An 18,351-nucleotide genomic window follows, 5' to 3' on the forward strand; every position below is an offset into this window, starting at 1 on the left:
ATACCGCAGGTCTTGTTCCCGGGTGGAGCAGGGCAGGACGACATCACCTCCAAAAAATATGCCTGCTGTGCCACCGGTCATTTCATGGAGATTTACCGATGAACCGCATTTACCGTCTGGTTTTCAACCGTGCCCTGGGTGTGATGCAGGTGGCCTCGGAAATCACCCGGAATCCGACGGGAGGCGGTATCACGGCAACACGGCGCGGGATGAAACTACAGCGATTGGCAGTGGCATTGGCGGCCACACTGGCCAGCGGTTCGGCGTTTGCAGCCTGCACCACGGCCGGTGCGGTGATTACCTGCGATGGCACGACGAACCAGAACAATTTTTCCAGTACCGCCAATGGCGTGACCCTGAACATCGCCACCGGCGCGGTGCTGAGCGTGCTGCCCATCGTCGGCGGCAACGCAGTGGCGCTGACCGGCAACGGTATCACTGTGAACAACGCAGGCTCGATTGATCCCACTCTCAACGGAGGTATCAGTCTGGCTGCCTCTGGCATGGTGCTGGGCAACAACACTGCCGGTGGCAACACGATCAACGTCACCAACCAGGCGGGCGGCAGCATCAAGGGCCTGGTCAACATCGGCTCGATCCTGGGGCTGGGCGGGCAGGCGCTGATCGCCGAGAACGCTGCTGGCGGGGTAACCAACATCACCAACAACGGCACCGTGGGCATGTCCATTCTCGGAGCGGGCCTGCTGACCACCGCCGATGCTGCGGCGATCGTCACCTACGGCGGTGCCCAGGCGAACCTCGTCAATACCAGCACCATCACCGGGCGCATCGGGTTGGGTAGCTCGGCTGCTGGCAACACCGTGATCAATGCCGGCACCATCACTGGCAGCGTGCATCTGGGCAACTCCACCACGACCGGCAACAGCTTCACTGCAGTGTCCGGCTCCAGCGTGGCGCTGGGGCCGCTGGCGACCGGTATCGCAGGCGTGTTCGGCGCTGCAGGCGTGAACCTCGCAGCGGCGGGCATCGTCGATGGCGGTACCGGTACCGGCGACCGCCTGCTGCTGCAGAACAGCGCAACCGGCCCGGGCAGTGGCACCGGCGGTGCGGTGACCACGGTGAACTGGTCCGGCTACACCGGATTCGAGAACCTGACCGTCAACAGCGGCACCTGGAACCTTGTCGGTGCCTGGGCTGGCACCAGCGCCACGCTCAATGACGGCCTGGTCACCTTCAACAATGGCGGGTCCTTCGGCAGCGGCCTGTTGGACGTCAACGGCGGCGCCATTGCGGCCTCTACCGCCGGTCTCTCGCTTGCCAATGCGTTCGCGCTGAACGGGAGTGGACGGCTGACCTTGGCCGGCACCAACGCGTTTACCCTGGGGGGCGTACTCAGTGGCACCGGTGGGCTGACGGTCAGCAACAGCAGCATTGTCACGCTGGGAGGGGCCAACCTGTTCAGCGGTGGCGTCAACCTCAACACAGGTGGCCTGCTGCTGGGCAACGCTGGCGCGCTTGGCAGCGGCAACCTCACCGTGGGTGGGGCGGCGACGCTGGATACCACGGCCGGTTTCACTCTCGGAAACAATGTCGTGGTCAATGGTGGCGGGACGCTGAATCTGCTCGGCAGCCAGGCGCTGACCCTGGGCGGCTCGATTTCCGGCGCTGGCAACCTGATCAAGGGGGGCGCGGGAACGTTGACCTTGAACGGTGCCAATTCGCTGTCCGGCAACTTCTCCATTACCGGCGGCTCGCTGGCGCTGGGGGCGGGTGGCAGCCTGTCACCGACGGGCGCGATCTCGCTGAGCACCGGTACGACGCTGGATCTGTCCGCCGCTGGCAACCAGACCATCGGCTCGCTGGCCGGTGCAGGTGGCACGGTCAACGTTGGCACCCATGCACTGACTCTGGGTGGCCTCGGCAATACGGCCTTCGCCGGCAACTTCACCGGCACCACCGGCAGCCTTGTCAAAGTCGGTGCAGGGGTGCAGACGTTGTCGGGCAGCAACAGCCTGGGTGGGGGCGTTGCCCTCAATGGCGGCGGCCTGCTGCTCGGCAACAGCGGTGCATTGGGAACGGGTGTGCTGAGCGTGGGCGGCGAGGTCACGCTGGATGGCACTACTGCGGCGCTCAGCCTGGCCAACGACATCGCGCTCGGCGCTGGCGGCTCGCTCGCGCTGCAGGGCGGCCAGCCCGTGGTGTTGAACGGGGTGATCTCCGGCGTCGGCAACATTGGCAAGAACGGCGCATCGCTGCTCACCTTGAACGGCGCCAACACGTTCAGTGGTGGCCTGGTCGTCAACGGTGGCGGCCTGCTGTTGGGCAACAGCAGTGCGCTCGGTACCGGCCTGCTGGACATCAACAACGCCGCGACGCTGGATACCTCCGCAGCCCTGACCCTGGGCAATGACGTGATCATCGGCGCGGCAGGTTCGTTGAACGTGCTGGGTGGCAACGCGCTGACACTGGGCGGGGCGATTTCCGGTGGTGGCGGCCTGATAAAGAGCGGGGCTTCGACACTGACGCTCAACGGCGCCAATACCTTCACTGGCGGTTTGAACGTTGCTGCCGGTACGGTGGCGCTGGGCAGTGGTGGCAGCCTCGCCGCGACCGGCGCGGTCAGCCTGTCGGGGGCTGGGGCGGCGCTGGACCTTTCCCTGGGTGGCAACCAGACCATCGGTGCACTGTCCGGCGTTGCAGGTTCCACCATGGCATTGGGCGGCAATACGCTCACCTTTGGCAGTGCGACCGACCAGACCTTCGCTGGAGTGATCAGTGGCGTCGGCGGAGGCTTGGTAAAGAACGGAAGTGGCGTACAGACGTTGACCGGCGCAAACACCTTCACCGGCGGCGTCGCGCTCAATGCTGGCGGTCTGCTGCTGGGCAACAGCGGTGCACTGGGCACCGGCGCGCTCAGCGTCAACGGTGCCGCGACGTTGGACGGCAGCACTGCGCTGACCCTGGGCAACGCGGTCAACCTCGGTGCGGCACTGACCTTGGGCGGCAGCAACAACATCACGTTGAACGGCGACATTTCCGGCGTCGGCAGCCTGACCAAGAACGGCGCCTCGCTGTTGACCTTGAACGGTACCAATGGTTTCAGCGGTGGCCTCAACCTCAATGCCGGCAGCGTGCTGCTGGGCAGCAGTACGGCGGCGGGCACCGGCGCGCTGAACATCGGCGGCAACGTGTCGCTGGACGCGGCGGTTGCGCTGAACCTGGGCAACAACGTGGCCCTGGGTACCGGTGCGATTCTTACGCTCCCCGGCAGCCAGAACATCACGCTGGGCGGCGTGGTGTCCGGCAACGGTGGCCTGGCGAAGAACGGCGCCACGGTGTTGACGCTCAACGGTGCCAATACCTTCGGGGGCGGCCTGAACCTGGCGGGCGGCGGCCTGTTGCTGGGCAACAGTGGAGCCCTGGGAACCGGCGCGCTGAACGTAGCTGCGAATGCCAGCCTGGACAACAGCATTGCGCTTGGGCTGACCAATGTGGTCAACCTTGGCGCAGGCTCGGCACTGACGCTGATCGGCAGCAACGCACTCACGCTCGATGGTGTGATTTCCGGCACCGGCAGTCTGGTCAAGAACGGCGCCGGTACGTTGACCCTCGGCAACGCCAACGGCTTCAGTGGCGGCCTGACGTTGAACGGCGGCAACCTGCAGTTGGGCAACGCAGGCGCGCTGGGAACGGGCGCGCTCAACGTCGGCGGCAATGCAACGCTGGATACTGCCGCTGCCTACACCGTGGGCAACGCGATCAACCTGGCTTCGGGCACGACGCTCGCCCTGCAGGGCAGCAATGCGCTGACGCTCGGCGGTGTGGTGTCCGGCAATGGCGCACTGGTCAAGAACGGTGCGGCCACGCTGACCCTGACCAACGCGAATACCTACGTCGGCAGCACCACGATCAATGCCGGAACCCTGGCGCTTGGCGCAGGCGGCAGCCTGGCTGTAGGGGGTGACGTCACCCTCGGCGGCGCCGGCGCGGGCTTTGACCTATCGGCGGCAACCGGCAACCAGACCATCGGCACGCTGGATGGCGTGGCCGGTTCGACGGTCATGCTGGGAGGGAACTCGCTGACCTTCGGTACGGCAGCCGATGCGGTGTTCGATGGCGTGATCAGTGGAGGCGGCGGGCTGGTCAAGGTGGGGGCAGGCGTGCAGACGTTGTCGGCTGCCAACACCTTCGGCGGCGGCGTCAGCCTCAATGCCGGTGGCCTGCTGCTCGGCAATGACGGGGCGCTGGGCAGTGGTGCGCTGACCGTGGGTGGCGCGGCGACCCTCGACACCAGCCTGGCGGCAACACTGGTCAACAACATCGCCCTCAACGCCGGCCTGACCGTGCTCGGAAGCAATGCGCTGACGCTCAACGGGGTGATCTCCGGCACAGGCAGCCTGATCAAGAATGGTGCTGCCACGCTTACCTTGAACGGCGTGAATACCTATACCGGCGGCACCAACGTCAATGCCGGCACACTGGCCCTGGGAGCAGGTGCAAGCCTGGCCGCCAGCGGCACTGTCAACCTGGCCAGCGGCGCTACGCTGGATCTCTCGGCAGGCAACGGTGCGCAGACCTTCGGTACCCTGACCGGCAGTGGCACGGTCAACCTGGGCGCGAACTCGATCACCGTCGGCGGGCCGACCAACGGTGTCTTCAGCGGCTCCATCGCCGGCACCGGCGGCCTGATCAAGGAGGGGACCGGTACTGAAACGCTGACCGGGACCAACACCTTCACCGGTGGCACTCTGATCAATGCGGGAACGCTGGCGATCGGTGCCGGTGGCAGCCTGGCGGCAACCGGTGCAGTCACGCTTTCCGCGCCGGGCACCGGCTTCGACATCTCCGCTGCTGGCAACCAGACCATCGGCGCGCTCAACGGCGTCGCCGGCAGCACCGTGGCGCTGGGCGGAAACACGCTGACCTTCGGCGGTGTTGGCAACGGTACCTTCGATGGCGTGATTGGTGGGACCGGCGGGCTGGTCAAGAACGGCACGGGCATCCAGACGTTGGGCGGCGCCAACGTGTTCGGTGGCGGGGTGGCACTCAACGGTGGCGGCCTGGTGGTGGGCAACAATGCCGCGCTGGGTACCGGCGCGTTGACCGTGGGCGCCAACGCATCGCTGGACAGCAGCATCGCTGCGAACCTCGGCAACGACATCGACCTGCTGGCCGGTGCCACGCTCAACCTGCTTGGCAGCAATGCATTGACGCTCGGCGGGGCGGTCACCGGCGATGGTGGCCTGATCAAGAATGGCGCGGCGACGGTCACCCTGACCGGCAGCAACACCTTCACCGGCGGCACGGTCATCAACAGCGGCACGCTGGCGATCGGGGCGGGCGGCAGCCTGTCGCCGACCGGCGCGATGAACCTGGCCGGTACCGGCACCTTCGACATCTCCGCTGGCGGCAACCAGAGCATCGGTTCGCTGGCGGGTGTGGCCGGCAGCACGGTGTCGTTGGGGGGCAACAGCCTGACGCTGGGAGGTACCACCGACGCGACCTTCAACGGTGCCCTGACCGGCAGCGGTGGGCTGGTAAAGAACGGCTCCGGCGTGCAGACCCTCAACGGTGCCAGCACGTTCGGGGGCGGCGTCACCCTCAATGCTGGCGGCCTGGTGGTGGGCAACAACGCTGCGCTGGGAACCGGCGCGCTGACGGTGGGGGGCGCTTCCACGCTTGATTCCAGCAGTGCGGTGACCTTGGCCAACAACATGGTGCTCAACGCGGGCCTGACCGTGCTCGGCAGCAACAATCTCACCCTCAACGGCAATCTGTCGGGGGCCGGCAGCTTGACCAAGGACGGCGTTGCTACCCTCACGCTCAACGGCACCAACACCTATACCGGCGGCACCTACATCAACGCGGGCACGCTCGCGCTCGGTGCCGGTGCCAGCCTGGCCGCCAGCGGCATCGTCAATCTGGCCACGGGCGCCACCTTCGATCTTTCGGCCGGCAGCGGCACGCAGGTATTCGGCACGCTGATCGGCAATGGCACGGTCAACCTCGGCGCGAACACGTTGACCATCGGCGATGCCACCAATGGTGTATTCAGTGGTTCGATCGGCGGCACCGGTGGACTGATCAAGGAGGGCACCGGTACCGAGACATTGACCGGCACCAACACCTTCACGGGCGGCACCACCATCAACGCCGGCACGCTGGCGATCGGCGCCGGTGGCAGCCTGGCCGCAACCGGCGCAGTGAACCTGGCCAACGCCGGTACCGGTTTTGACATCTCCAGCGGTGGCAACCAGGCCATCGGTACATTGTCCGGCGTCGCCGGCAGCACGATCAGCCTTGGCGGCAACACACTGACCACCAACGCAGCGGGCAACAGCACCTTTGCCGGCGACATCAGCGGCAGCGGTGGCCTGGTCAAGAACGGTGCGGGCGTGCTCGGCCTCACCGGCAACAACACCTTCGGTGGCGGAGTGGCGCTCAACGCCGGTGGCCTGTCGCTGGGCGGCAGTGGTGCCCTGGGCACCGGCACGCTGACCGTAGGCGGTGACGCCACGCTGGACGGCAGTGTGCCGCTGACCCTGGGCAACAACGTGCAGCTGGCAAGCGGCACGTTGACCTTGCTGGGGGGCACGCCGCTGACGCTGGACGGCGATATCGCCGGCAATGGCAGCCTGCTCAAGGATGGTGCGGCGACGGTGACCCTGGGCGGTGCCAGCAGCTACACCGGCACCACGACGATCAACAGCGGCACCCTGGCGGTCGCCGCCGGTGGCAGCCTGTCCTCGGCCAGCACAGTGAACCTGGCCGGCGCCGGAACGCTGGACATCAGTGCGGCCGGCAACCAGGCCATTGGTGGTCTGGCCGGTGTTGCCAGCGGCAACGTGGTGCTCGGCGGTTCCACCCTGACCACCGGCGGCAGCAATGCCAGCACCACCTTCGGCGGCACCATCGGTGGCAGCGGTGGCCTGGTGCAGACCGGCACCGGCACGTTGACCCTGACCGGCAACAACACCTACACCGGTGGAACCACCATCAACGGTGGCAGCACCTTGCAGATCGGCAATGGCGGCGCGACCGGTGCGATCGTCGGCGACGTGACCAACAACGGCGCACTGGTGGTCAACCTGTCGGGCAACACGACACTCGGTGGCACCGTCAGCGGCAGCGGTGGCCTGACCCAGGCCGGCAGCGGCACGCTGACGCTGACCGGCAACAACACCTACACCGGCGGCACCACCATCAATACCGGTGGCACCCTGCAGGTGGGCAATGGTGGTGCAACGGGGTCGATCATCGGCGACGTCGGCAACAACGGCAGCCTGGTGTTCAACGTGGGTGGCAACACCACGCTCGCGGGCGTGGTCAGCGGCAGCGGCGGTCTGACCCAGGCCGGTGCCGGTACGCTGACCCTGACCGGCAACAACACCTACACCGGCGGTACCACCATCAACACCGGCGGTACGCTGCAGGTCGGCGATGGCGGGGCCAGCGGTGCGATCACCGGCAACGTCAGCAACAACGGCAGCCTGGTGTTCAACGTCGGCGGCAATACCACGCTTGGTGGCGTGGTCAGTGGCAGCGGCGGGTTGACCCAGGCCGGCAGCGGCACGCTGGTCCTTACCGGCAACAACACCTATACCGGTGGCACCACGATCAATGCCGGCGGTACCGTGCAGATCGGCAACGGCGGCGCCAGCGGCGCGGTCACCGGCAACATCACCAACAACGGTGGCCTGGTGGTCAACACCGGCGGCACCACCACGCTGGGTGGCAGCATCAGTGGCGCGGGCAGCATCGTGCAGGCCGGCCCTGGCCTGCTCAACCTGGGCGGCAACAGTGGCGGATTCACCGGTACCGGTCAGGTCACCGGTGGTGGCCTGAATGTCACCGGCACCGTCGGTGGCCAATGGACCATCGGCAGCGGCACCACGTTGTCGGGTACCGGCACCATCGGCGGCAGCGCTGGCGGCGTCACCGTGAGCAGCGGCGGTGTGGTATCGCCGGGCAACGGCCCGGGCAATGGCAGCAGTGGCGGCAACGGTACGGGCGCGATCACCGTGGGCGGCAACCTGACCCTGGCACCGGGCAGCACGCTGTCGGTCGACCTGGGCGCTACCGGCAGTGACGTGGTGCAGGTGGGCGGCAGCGCGAACATCGGTGGTGCATCGGTGGTGGTCAACGCCATCGACCCGAACACCAGCTACCAGCAGGGCCAGCAGTACACGATCATCAACGCAGGCGGCGGCGTCAGCGGGCAGTTCGTGCCTCCCACCACCACCTCGGCGTTCCTCTCACTGAGCCCGGTCTACACAGCGAATGCCGCGCAGCTGAAGATCGATGTGAAGCAGACAGCGGCCTTCGTCACGGCTGCGCAGACCCGCAACCAGCTGGGCGTGGCATCGGCGCTGGACAGCCTGCCGCAGACCGGCGCGGCGCTGGGCCTGTACAACACGCTGCTGGCCTACGACACCGCCACCGCGCGCAACGCGTTCAACCAGCTCTCCGGTGAAGTGCATGCAGCCAGCCGTGCAGTGCTGCTGTACGACAACTACCTGGAAGAGGGCATCCGCCAGCGTCTTGGCAGCGAGTTGCCGACGGTGCGTGGCGAGCGTGCTTCGGCATGGCTGGCGGGTAGCGGCAAGGTGTTCAAGCAGGACGGCGATGGCAACGGTGACCAGATCCGTGCCAACCGCAATGCACTGATGGCCGGCGTCGATTGGAAGCTCGGCGAGCATGTGGTGCTGGGTGCGGCGGCGGGCAGCGAGCGGCTGGATACGCGGCTGTACGATCGCCAGTCGCGTGCACGCCTGCGTGGCAACACCTATGGACTGTATGCGCAGGGCGAGTGGAGCAACGGATTTGCGGTCGGTGGCAGTGTGTCGCGCGGCGATTACCGCACGCGCACCACGCGTGAAGTGCCGCTGCTGGCACAGACGCTGCACAGCCGCCAGGATTCGGATGTCACCATCGCCCAGATCGAAGGCAGCTGGACCTGGACCCATGGCAGGACGCAACTGCAACCGTATGTGCAGTTCACCAAACACTGGGTGGACAGCGATCGCGCGGTGGAGCAGGGCGGCAGCGCGGCGCTGGTGCTGGAGGGCGGCAAGGACACGCTCAATGTCAGCACCGTCGGCGTACGCGGCCGCTGGGATGTGGGCAGCGGCGAGCGCTATCCGGCACAGCTGACGGTCGGGCTGGGCTGGCAGCATGCGTCCGGTGACACCGACGTGGCCAGCCGGCAGAGCTTCGCCGTCGGTGGCACTGCGTTCGATGCCTACAGTGCCGTGATGGCGCGCAACGCACTGGTCAGCCAGGCCGGTGTGGCCGTCGGCCTGGGACGCAGCAGCCAGCTGTCGCTGTTCGTGCAGGGCCAGCATGGCGACGGTCGCAACGATATCGGTGGCCAGTTGAACCTGCGCGTCGGGTTCTGAGCCAGCGCGTGTCTTCGACGGATCCACGCCATGCGTGGATCCGTCGAGAGCCGGGTTACAGCACCCGCTGCATCTCCACGGCGTCGATTCCGGCGCCGTGGCCATCGGCTACCACGCGTACCACCTGGAAGCCGAGGCCGGCATGGAAGCCCTGCGTGTGCTGGCTGGTGCTGAGCGTGATGCGCAGGACCGATGGGTCTGCTTCAGCCTGATGCAAGCGGGCCACTGCCAGCGCGCGTCCCAGCCCCTGTCTGTGGCGACTTCGTTCGACCATGCCCCAGCACAAGCTGGCGCTGCCATCGCCGCAGTGCCAGAGGCCGCCGCAGGCCACCACCTGGCCCTCGACCTCGATCACCTGGAAGGCGCGCTGCACGGCGTGTTCGTGCAGGAAGCGCTCGAAGTCACCCCGCTCTGCCGGTGCGAAGTAGGTGGGCACGTTGCTGTCGAAGATCGACGGGCAGGCGGTGATGTCGGTGCAGCGGTAGGGGCGGGGCGTCATGAATGACTGTCATCGTGGTGGCGGGCACATTGTGCGCGAGGTCCGGACCAGTGATGTCCGGATATGGCGAGCCCGGAAACCGGTCCGGACGCAGACTGCGGGTGCCCGTCATCAGGAGGTTCCATGTCCAACGTTCACCAGAACTTCGTTCAACTCCATCAACGCGCCGGTCTCTACGTGTTGCCCAACGTATGGGATGCCGGTGGCGCCCGCCTGGTCCAGCAGCTGGGAGCCGTCGCGGTGGGAACATCGAGTGCTGCCATGGCGTGGTCCTGTGGCTATGCCGATGGCGGTGCGCTGCCGGATACCGCGCTGCTGCAGCGGGTTTCAGAAATTGTTGGTGTGACCTCGCTGCCGGTCACGGTCGATATCGAGGACGGTTACAGCGATGTCCCCGATGCGGTCGCTGAGCGGGTGCTGCGCCTGGTGGAGGCGGGTGCGGCAGGGATCAACATCGAAGACGGTGCCGGCAGCCCTGCGGCGCTGGTGGACAAGATCACCGCCATCCGTTCGGCGCTGGGCGGACGACCGCTGTTCATCAATGCGCGCACCGATGTGTATCTGCGCGGCCTGGCTGAAGAGGATGAGGCGGTCAGGATGAGCATCGATCGGCTGCAGGCCTATGCACGTGCCGGTGCCGACGGCGGCTTCGTGCCCGGGCTTCGCGCGCTGGACGAGGCTGCTGCAGTTGCCAGCGGCGTGTCGCTGCCTCTCAACCTGATGTGGCTGCCAGGGATGGCGCCGTTCGCTGCGCTGTCGCAGGCCGGCGTGCGGCGGCTGAGCGCGGGCCCGGCCTTGTTCATGCATGCATGGGCGGCGATGGCTGCGGCGACCACGGATTTTCTCGGCGGAGTGATGGCGATGCCCGAGGGCGCACCGGGCTATGCGGCCTTGAACCAGCTGTTCAGCGACAGGTGAGGGCGCCAAGGCGGTGCGCGCCGACAGGCTCGACCACGGGCGGGTAGTCGATGCGACCGGGCCGAGGCATCCACGCATGGCGTGGATCTACTGCCGTAGCTGGAGGAACAAGCCCCTCTGTTGAGGGGCTGCCCCGACAGGGGCGGGGAGAGGCAGGCGAAGGGAGGGGCCCGAACGTTGCGCAGCAACGTTTGCGGCGAAGCGCGCGCAGCGCACTTCGCGTCCCCAGCCAGATAACTGAAAAAGGCCGCCCCTAAGGGCAGCCTTTTTCAGTTATCTGGCGGAGAGAGGGGGATTCGAACCCCCGAAGCGCGGTTTAGACGCTTACACACTTTCCAGGCGTGCTCCTTCAACCACTCGGACACCTCTCCGGATCCCTGCCATCGGCAAACGCCTCAGCAGGGGCGCAGATTCTAGCGGGCGCAGCGGCAGGACACAAGCACTGGTTTGCAGGGCGAGAGGGCTGGACAGGCGTGGCACAATGGAACATCCGATGGAAGACGGTGGCCTGATGTCCTATCTCGTCCTTGCCCGCAAGTGGCGTCCGAAGCGTTTTGCCGAGCTGGTGGGCCAGGAACACGTGGTCCGTGCGCTCAGCAATGCGCTCGACAGCGGCCGGGTCCACCATGCGTTCCTGTTCACCGGTACCCGCGGCGTGGGCAAGACCACGATCGCGCGCATCTTCGCCAAGTCGCTGAACTGCGAACAGGGCACCAGTGCCGATCCCTGCGGCCAGTGCGCGGCCTGCCTGGACATCGACGCCGGTCGCTACATCGACCTGCTGGAAATCGATGCCGCGTCCAACACCGGCGTGGACGATGTGCGCGAGGTGATCGAAAACGCCCAGTACATGCCCTCGCGTGGCAAGTACAAGGTGTACCTGATCGACGAAGTGCACATGCTGTCCAAGGCCGCGTTCAATGCGCTGCTGAAGACCCTGGAAGAACCGCCGGAACATGTGAAGTTCCTGCTGGCCACCACCGACCCGCAGAAGCTGCCGGTCACCGTGCTCAGCCGCTGCCTGCAGTTCAACCTCAAACGCCTGGATGAAGACCAGATCCAGGGGCAGATGACCCGCATCCTCACCGCCGAGGAGATCGAGTCGGACCCGTCCGCCATCGTGCAGCTGGCCAAGGCCGCCGACGGCAGCCTGCGTGATGGCCTGTCGCTGCTCGACCAGGCCATTGCCTATGCCGGCGGTGCGCTGCGCGAGGACGTGGTGCGCACCATGCTGGGCACGGTCGACCGCACCCAGGTGGCGGCCATGCTCGATGCCCTGGCCGATGGCGATGGCCCGCGCCTGCTGCAGGTGGTGGCGGCGCTGGCCGAGTTCTCGCCGGACTGGAGCGGGGTGCTTGATGCGCTGGCCGAGGGCCTGCATCGCATCCAGGTGCAGCAACTGGTGCCGGGCGCGCCCGCCGCTGCCGAGGGACTGGATGCCAGCGCGTTTGCTGAACGCCTGCGCCCGGAAGTGGTCCAGCTCTGGTATCAGATGGCGCTGAATGGCCGTCGCGATCTGCCGTTGGCGCCCAGCCCGCGCGCCGGCTTTGAAATGGCCGTGCTGCGCATGCTGGCGTTCCGCCCTGCGGCTGCCGTGCCGTCGGTGCCGCGTGCGCCGGAATCCACCGGTGGCCGCGCGCCGACCGGTATGGGTCAGGCCGGGGGCGGCCTTGCTGGCAGCCACGAAGGAGCTGCACCGGCCGCTGCTGCGGCGCCACAAGCCGCAGCGATCACCCAGGCAATTGCGGCCCCCGTGTTGGCGGAGGCAGCCGCGCAGACGCCGAACCCGGCACCACAGCGCGAACCTGAGCCGACCCCGGAACCGGATCCGACGCCTGAACCTGAACCGGTTCCGATCGAGGAGCCCGGCTCGCCGCCGCCGATGAAGGCGCAGTCGGCGTCCGAGGCCGCTACCGGCAAGGCGTCCGTCGACGCTGACGACCTGCCGCCGTGGGCGACCGATGAGGCGGGCGCGCGCGATGAAGCGCTGGCGGCGGAGATGGCAACCCCCGACGCGGCCATGGTCGCGCCGTGGCACGAGCCGCCGGCGTCGGCTTCGCGGCCGAGTGCAGAGGCGGTTGCCGCGCCGGAGCGTCCGTTCCGTGCCGAAGGTATCGACATCGCCCCGGCACCGGTTGCGGCGAGGGAAAAAGCCTCGCCGGCAGGCAGCGTCAGCGAGCTGGCCTGTGCCGAGGACTGGCTGGATCTGGTCGCCAACAGTGGCCTGAGCGGTCCGTCGCGACAGCTTGCGGCCAACGCGGCCTTCATCAGTTGCCAGCATGGGGTCTTGAAACTGGGCCTTTCGCCCGGATTTGAATACCTGCGCTCCGAGCGCGCGCTGGCAGCGTTGGGCGAGGTGCTGGAAAAGTCCCTTGGCCACGCGCTGAAGATCGTGGTCGAAACCGTGGAAACCGAGCAGGTCCCGGCCGAGACCCTGCACCAGCGCGCCGACCGCCAGCGTGGCGAGCGGCAGCAGGCTGCCGAGGCCATTTTCATGGACGACCCGGAAGTCCAGCTGCTGATCCAGCAGCACGGCGCCCGGGTTGTTTCCGATTCCATCCGTTCTTTTGACGAGTAAGACGACATGCGCGGCAATATCGCCCAACTGATGCAGCAGGCCCAGAAGATGCAGGAAAACCTGCAGAAGGCCCAGGAAGAAATCGCCAAGATCGAAGTTACCGGCAGCGCCGGTGGCGGCATGGTCAGCGTCACCCTGACCGGTGCCAAGGAGTGCCGCAAGGTACGCATCGATCCGTCGCTGGCCAGTGACCCGGAAATGCTGGAAGACCTGATCGCCGCCGCCTTCAACGATGCGTCCAACAAGATCGATGCCGAGTCGAAGTCGAAGATGGGTTCGGCCACCGCCGGCATGCAGCTGCCGCCGGGCATGAAGATGCCGTTCTGATGCCCTGCGTGGCACCCGCACTGCCGGGTGCCATGCACTGTGTAGCGTCGAGCGTGCTCGATTGCCCGCAATTTCCAGTCGAGCACGCTCGGCTCTACAGAACACGCCGCCGTGTCCGCACCCCTGCTTGAACAACTGATCGATGCACTGCGGGTGTTGCCTGGCGTAGGCCAGAAGACGGCGCAGCGCATGGCTTACCACCTGCTCGAACGCGAGCGCGAAGGTGGCAAACGCCTTGCCGAGACGCTGGCGCAGGCGGTTGAACGCATCGGTCACTGTGCGCAGTGCCGCGACTTCAGCGAAACCGAGCTGTGCCCGACCTGCGCCAATGGCAGCCGCGAGCGCAGCCAGCTGTGCGTGGTGGAATCGCCGGCTGACCGCCTGGCGATCGAGAACGCCACCGGCTATCGCGGTGTTTACTTCGTGCTGCAGGGGCGCCTGTCGCCGCTGGATGGCATCGGCCCGCGCGAGCTGGGTCTGGAGCAGCTGGAGCAGCGCCTGGCCGAGGCGGAAGTGCAGGAACTGATCATTGCCACCAGCGCCACCGTCGAAGGCGAAGCTACCGCGCACTATCTCGCGCAGCTGGCGCGTGCCCGCCAGGTGCGGCCGAGTCGACTGGCGCAGGGCCTGCCGCTCGGCGGTGAGCTGGAGTATGTCGATCGCGGCACGCTGTCTCACGCGTTCGGCACCCGCAGCGAAGTGCGCGATTGAGTCGATGCCGGGCATGCCCCGGCGTTACCGGCCTACAATGCGGGGACACCCCGCCGAGGCCGACCATGAGCAGCGAAACCCTCTTCAGCAAGATCATCCGTCGCGAGATCCCGGCCACCATCGTCTATGAAGACGACGACGTGCTGGCGTTCAAGGACATCGCACCGCAGGCGCCGGTGCACGTGCTGTTCATTCCGAAGAACGAGATCATTCCAACCCTGGATGACCTGCAGCCGTCGCAGGCGCACCTGATCGGCAAGTTGGCGCTGGCCGCCGCCGAGTACGCGCGTCGGGAAGGTTTCGCGCAGGACGGCTACCGCATCGTGATGAACTGCCGCGAAGATGCCGGGCAGACCGTGTTCCATATCCACATGCATCTGCTGGCTGGCGCGCCGCTGGGTCACTTCGGTACGCCAGGGCGTTGAGGCGGCCATCCACGCATGGCGTGGATCTACTGTTGTTGGTGCGCTGTCGATCCATGGCATGCGTGGATGAAAAAAGGCCGCCCGATGGGCGGCCTTGTGCATCATGCGTACCGGGCCTGGACTACCACCAGCCCCAGCCGCGGTAACCACCCCAGTACGGGCCATACGGGCCCGGGCCCCACGGCCCGTAGGGGTAGGGCACCACATCGACCTGGCGCTGCTCCGGCCACAGATAGATCACGTCGGCAGACAGCTTCGGCAGCCGGTAGTCGTAATCGCCGATACGTGTGTTGGCGTAGCCATCGATCTTGCCGATGAAGGTCACGTCGCGGCCGGCTTCGAACACGGCCGGATCGTAGAAGCCGGCGCGGCAGGCGATGAAGCGGCCGTCGCTGGCATCGGAAGAGGTGGTGTTCGGGCGGCCACTGCCGTTGAGCGGGCGCGAGATGATCTGGAAACAGGTCTCGCCCTGGCCAGGCTTGGTTTCGATGATCCGGCCACCCCAGCGCACCGGCGTGCCGACCTGCTGGGTGGCAACCGAGTCGCGCGGGGAAACCAGGCTGAACTGTCCCTGCAGCGGCTTGGGGGCCGTGGCGCAGGCCGACAGGGCCAGGGTGGCCACGGCGGTGAGGAGGAACTTGGTATTCATGGGGAGGCTCCGGAAGTCGGGCGATGCCTGCGCAGGTCCCGCAATAATGGGGCGAGCTCGGTACAAGTGCCAGCGTAGCGTGCATCAGCGAAACGCTGGCTGAGTGTGATCAGGGCCGGGTCGGGGCGCTGCGCGTGGACCCGGCGGGCCCAGTGCAGGGCCGGTTCGTGCGGTTCGCGGCCCAGCCCCAGCCGTACATAGCGCTGCCCCAACCGGTGCCAGGCGCGCAGCAGCGGGTCACCCTCGCGTTCGCCACGGGCCAGCAGCCATGCCATCCATGCCAGCGCCAGCAACGCGGCCATCACGAAGCCGGCCAGCAGCTGTCCAGGGCCGAGGTCGTCCAGCCCGAACGGTTGCAGCAGCTGCTGCTGGCGGCGCGCGTCGAACGACAGCACCAGCTCGTTCCAGCCCCTGCGCATCCAGTCGCCGACCTGGCCCAGTTGCAGCCAGCGGTGCTGCAGGCCGGTATCGGCCCCGGCCTGCAGGCGATCGTCGAGCGTGTCCAGGATGCGCTCGGGTGCGACTGCCGCTGTCGGATCGATGCGTACCCAGCCGCGTTGCGGCAGCCACACCTCAGCCCAGGCGTGGGCGTCCATCCGTCGAAGCACCCAGTAGTCGCCGATCGGGTTGCGCGTGCCGCCGGCGAACCCGGTGACCACCCGCGCCGGAATGCCGGCATTGCGCATCAGCACCACGAAGGCCGAGCTGAAATGCTGGCAGTAGCCGGCCTTGTAGTCGAACAGGAATGCATCGACCGGATCGCGCCCGGCGGCCGGTGTTTCCAGCGTGTACGAGAAGTCCGCGGTGATCCACGCCAGGGCGCGACGGACCACGGCGGCATCGTCGCTTCCCGCTTCCTGCCGCCACTGCCGGGCCAGGGTTGCCGTCCGTGGGTTGAAGCCTTCCGGCAACTGCAGCGCAGCGCGACGCTGGTACGGCGACAGCATGGCATCGAAGCGCTGCGGCGGAGCCGAGTGCAGGCGCCACCGGCTCAGTGCGGACAATGCGCGGTCGCTGCTCAGGCTCAGGGCTGCATCCAGCCGGCTGCCCTCTGGTGCGGCGGTGGGGAGATCCAGCGCGACAAGTTGGCGACGGTCGGTGGGTTCGTAATCGATCTGGTAGTCCCAGCCCTCCGTGCCGTGTTCGACGATCGCTGGCGGCAGGCCTTCGGTACGGCGGTCGCGTCGCCAGACATGCCCATCGAAGCGGGTCAGTACCGGACCGCGCCAGTAGCGCTGTGCCGGCGCTGGAACCGCGCCGAAGAACTGCGCGCGCAGGGCCGGGGTGTCGTCGGCCATCAGGTCCAGCCACTTGTCCGGCTCCATCGTGTCCGACAGCCCCGGTGTGCCGACGGCGCGCTCGGGAATGCCCCACAGCGGCGTGGCCAACCGCGGGAACAGCCAGAAGCAGGCCAGCGCCAACGGCAGGCCGATCAGCAGCAGGCGACCAACGCCACGCAGCTGCGTGGTCAGCGGCGGCGGCGCGCTGCGGCCTTCACCCTGCGCCAGCCGCTGCAGCGCAATCAGGGCGCTGACGCCGGCCAGCACGGCGAGCACGGTGGTCAGCGGCCCCTGGTCGAGCAGGAAGGCAGCAAATGGTGAGAACAAGGCAAAGCCAAGCAGGCTGCGTGCATCGCGCAGGCTGCGCAGCTCGCTGGATTTGATCGCCAGCATCGCCGCCAGCAGCGCGCATCCGGTATCGCGGCCGGGGCGCACCGCGCCCATCTGCCAGACGATGGCGGCAAGCATTCCCAGCACCAGCAGTACCCGCACCGGTATCGGCAGCATGCCGCGCTGTGACAGCGCCGCGGTGGCGAGCGCCGCCACGGCGATCAACGCGGCCAATGTGGTGGGCAGCTGCAGCAGCAGCGGCAACAAGGCCAGTGCGGCGCTGGCCAGCGTCCACGTGCGGGTATTGCGGTCCAGCAGCAGGGCAGGCTCAGTCATGGGGAAGCAGCGCCAGCGCACGCAGGCACAGATGGTGGTGGCCGGCGCCCTGGCCGGGGCCGATCGGCGGCTGCATCGGCAGCAGCAGCGTGTAGCGACGCCCTTCTCGCTCGGCGCTCTCCACCCAGCGAGCCAGGCGCGCGATGCGGGCCTCCTGGCCCAAGGGGGCCAGTGCGCGCCAGTCCAGCACGACCTCGATCCCTATCGGCTTTTCATACTCGCGTACCAGCAGCGTGTCGCGGCGTGCCGAATGTTTCCAGGCAATGCTGCGCGGTGGGTCCCCGGCGCGATATGGGCGCAGCTGGTGCAGTTCCTCGCCATTGGCGTGGGCGCGGGTGTGCAGAGGGTCGTTACCCTGCTGTGGCAACGGCGGCGCCTTCGCTTCGGCCTGCGGGTAGACCAGCAGGGGTTCTTCAGGCCACACCCATGACCATGCCCTGACCAGGCCAAGCGGCTGGGTGCTGGACAGGCGGATGCGGGGCAGTTCCAGCCAGCCACGGCGTTCGCTGGGTACTTCCAGCTCGGCTTCACCGCGGCCGTGGGCGGGCAGGTCGAGCCACGCTTGGCTGTTCCCCAGTTGCAGGTGCAGGCCGTGGCGTGCCCGTGGGTCGCGCAACGACAGGTCCATGCGCAGGCGCAGCGGTTGCCCGGCGGGTACCGGCTCGGCGGAGATCGCATCGATATGCACGCCCGACAGCTGCAGGTGTGCGGCGATGGTGCTGGCGATCGCCGCTGCGGCCAGCAGCAGCGCCAGCAACAGGGCCGGGTTGTTGTTGTAGTTCAGCGCGCCCAGCAGCATCGCCACCAGCAGGCAGGCCACAAACAGGCCGAAACGGGTGGGCAGCACATAGATGCGCCGGCGGTCCAGTCGCTGCGGCAGCGATTCCGGCGTACGTGGGCGTGCCAGCTGCAACAGTCGCCGGGCATGCGATGCCATCG

Annotated in this window: 10 protein-coding genes and 1 tRNA gene; 6 read left to right on the top strand and 5 right to left on the bottom strand. The window is 67.3% G+C overall.

Annotated features, from left to right (window positions below; all coding sequences use genetic code 11):
* Window positions 1–98: 98 nt before the first annotated feature.
* Window positions 99–9,359: an autotransporter-associated beta strand repeat-containing protein gene (locus ACUXVE_RS11990; protein ID WP_445514467.1), complete on the top strand. Its 9,261-nt coding sequence runs from the start codon at window positions 99–101 to the stop codon at window positions 9,357–9,359.
* Between the two features lie 55 nt (window positions 9,360–9,414).
* Here the strand turns inward: ACUXVE_RS11990 and ACUXVE_RS11995 are convergent, their stop codons facing one another.
* Entirely contained in the window at window positions 9,415–9,858 is a 444-nt protein-coding gene (locus tag ACUXVE_RS11995) for a GNAT family N-acetyltransferase (RefSeq protein ID WP_445514468.1), read from the bottom strand.
* A 123-nt stretch (window positions 9,859–9,981) separates the two neighbouring features.
* Here ACUXVE_RS11995 and ACUXVE_RS12000 point away from each other — a divergent pair, with 123 nt between their 5' ends.
* A complete protein-coding gene (locus tag ACUXVE_RS12000) occupies window positions 9,982–10,776 on the top strand; it encodes an isocitrate lyase/PEP mutase family protein (RefSeq protein WP_445514469.1) in 795 nt (264 codons plus the stop codon).
* Between the two features lie 278 nt (window positions 10,777–11,054).
* Here ACUXVE_RS12000 and ACUXVE_RS12005 read toward each other — a convergent pair.
* Window positions 11,055–11,147, bottom strand: a tRNA-Ser gene (locus ACUXVE_RS12005).
* A gap of 140 nt (window positions 11,148–11,287) precedes the next feature.
* Between ACUXVE_RS12005 and dnaX the strand changes: the two genes are divergently transcribed.
* From dnaX to ACUXVE_RS12025, 4 genes are all read left to right on the top strand, one after another.
* On the top strand, window positions 11,288–13,354 hold the full coding sequence (dnaX, locus tag ACUXVE_RS12010; protein WP_445514470.1) for a DNA polymerase III subunit gamma/tau: 2,067 nt from the start codon (window positions 11,288–11,290) through the stop codon (window positions 13,352–13,354).
* A 6-nt stretch (window positions 13,355–13,360) separates the two neighbouring features.
* The gene (locus tag ACUXVE_RS12015; RefSeq protein WP_025879376.1) at window positions 13,361–13,681 is read left to right on the top strand and encodes a YbaB/EbfC family nucleoid-associated protein; all 321 of its coding nucleotides are present in this window, start codon (window positions 13,361–13,363) and stop codon (window positions 13,679–13,681) included.
* A gap of 111 nt (window positions 13,682–13,792) precedes the next feature.
* Window positions 13,793–14,392 carry a recombination mediator RecR gene (recR, locus tag ACUXVE_RS12020; protein ID WP_025879377.1) on the top strand — a complete coding sequence of 200 codons (600 nt, stop codon included), beginning with the start codon at window positions 13,793–13,795 and terminating at the stop codon, window positions 14,390–14,392.
* Window positions 14,393–14,457: 65 nt separating this feature from the next.
* Window positions 14,458–14,817, top strand: a complete 360-nt coding sequence (locus ACUXVE_RS12025; RefSeq protein WP_032977365.1) for a histidine triad nucleotide-binding protein — start codon at window positions 14,458–14,460, stop codon at window positions 14,815–14,817.
* Between the two features lie 121 nt (window positions 14,818–14,938).
* On the opposite strand, the gene ACUXVE_RS12030 is transcribed toward ACUXVE_RS12025, so the two are convergent.
* From ACUXVE_RS12030 to ACUXVE_RS12040, 3 genes are read right to left on the bottom strand one after another with little or no spacing between them, the layout of a single operon-like run.
* Window positions 14,939–15,466, bottom strand: a complete 528-nt coding sequence (locus ACUXVE_RS12030) for a Slp family lipoprotein (RefSeq protein ID WP_093817481.1) — start codon at window positions 15,464–15,466, stop codon at window positions 14,939–14,941.
* Window positions 15,463–17,412, bottom strand: coding sequence for a transglutaminase family protein (locus ACUXVE_RS12035; RefSeq protein WP_445514471.1), 1,950 nt, complete (start codon window positions 17,410–17,412; stop codon window positions 15,463–15,465). The genes ACUXVE_RS12030 and ACUXVE_RS12035 overlap by 4 nt, the downstream gene beginning before the upstream one ends.
* Window positions 17,405–18,349: a DUF58 domain-containing protein gene (locus ACUXVE_RS12040; protein WP_093817483.1), complete on the bottom strand. Its 945-nt coding sequence runs from the start codon at window positions 18,347–18,349 to the stop codon at window positions 17,405–17,407. The genes ACUXVE_RS12035 and ACUXVE_RS12040 overlap by 8 nt, the downstream gene beginning before the upstream one ends.
* Between the last annotated feature and the right edge of the window lie 2 nt (window positions 18,350–18,351).

Source organism: Stenotrophomonas sp. 3(2025), from assembly GCF_052665395.1.

Bases quoted from the DNA above. Each gene is read 5' to 3' on its own strand.
- ACUXVE_RS12025 (WP_032977365.1), top strand. From the start codon at position 14,458: ATGAGCAGCGAAACCCTCTTCAGCAAGATCATCCGTCGCGAGATCCCG.
- ACUXVE_RS12035 (WP_445514471.1), bottom strand. From the start codon at position 17,412: ATGACTGAGCCTGCCCTGCTGCTGGACCGCAATACCCGCACGTGGACG.
- ACUXVE_RS12040 (WP_093817483.1), bottom strand. From the start codon at position 18,349: ATGGCATCGCATGCCCGGCGACTGTTGCAGCTGGCACGCCCACGTACG.
- ACUXVE_RS12015 (WP_025879376.1), top strand. From the start codon at position 13,361: ATGCGCGGCAATATCGCCCAACTGATGCAGCAGGCCCAGAAGATGCAG.
- ACUXVE_RS12000 (WP_445514469.1), top strand. From the start codon at position 9,982: ATGTCCAACGTTCACCAGAACTTCGTTCAACTCCATCAACGCGCCGGT.
- ACUXVE_RS11995 (WP_445514468.1), bottom strand. From the start codon at position 9,858: ATGACGCCCCGCCCCTACCGCTGCACCGACATCACCGCCTGCCCGTCG.
- ACUXVE_RS12030 (WP_093817481.1), bottom strand. From the start codon at position 15,466: ATGAATACCAAGTTCCTCCTCACCGCCGTGGCCACCCTGGCCCTGTCG.
- dnaX (WP_445514470.1), top strand. From the start codon at position 11,288: ATGTCCTATCTCGTCCTTGCCCGCAAGTGGCGTCCGAAGCGTTTTGCC.
- ACUXVE_RS11990 (WP_445514467.1), top strand. From the start codon at position 99: ATGAACCGCATTTACCGTCTGGTTTTCAACCGTGCCCTGGGTGTGATG.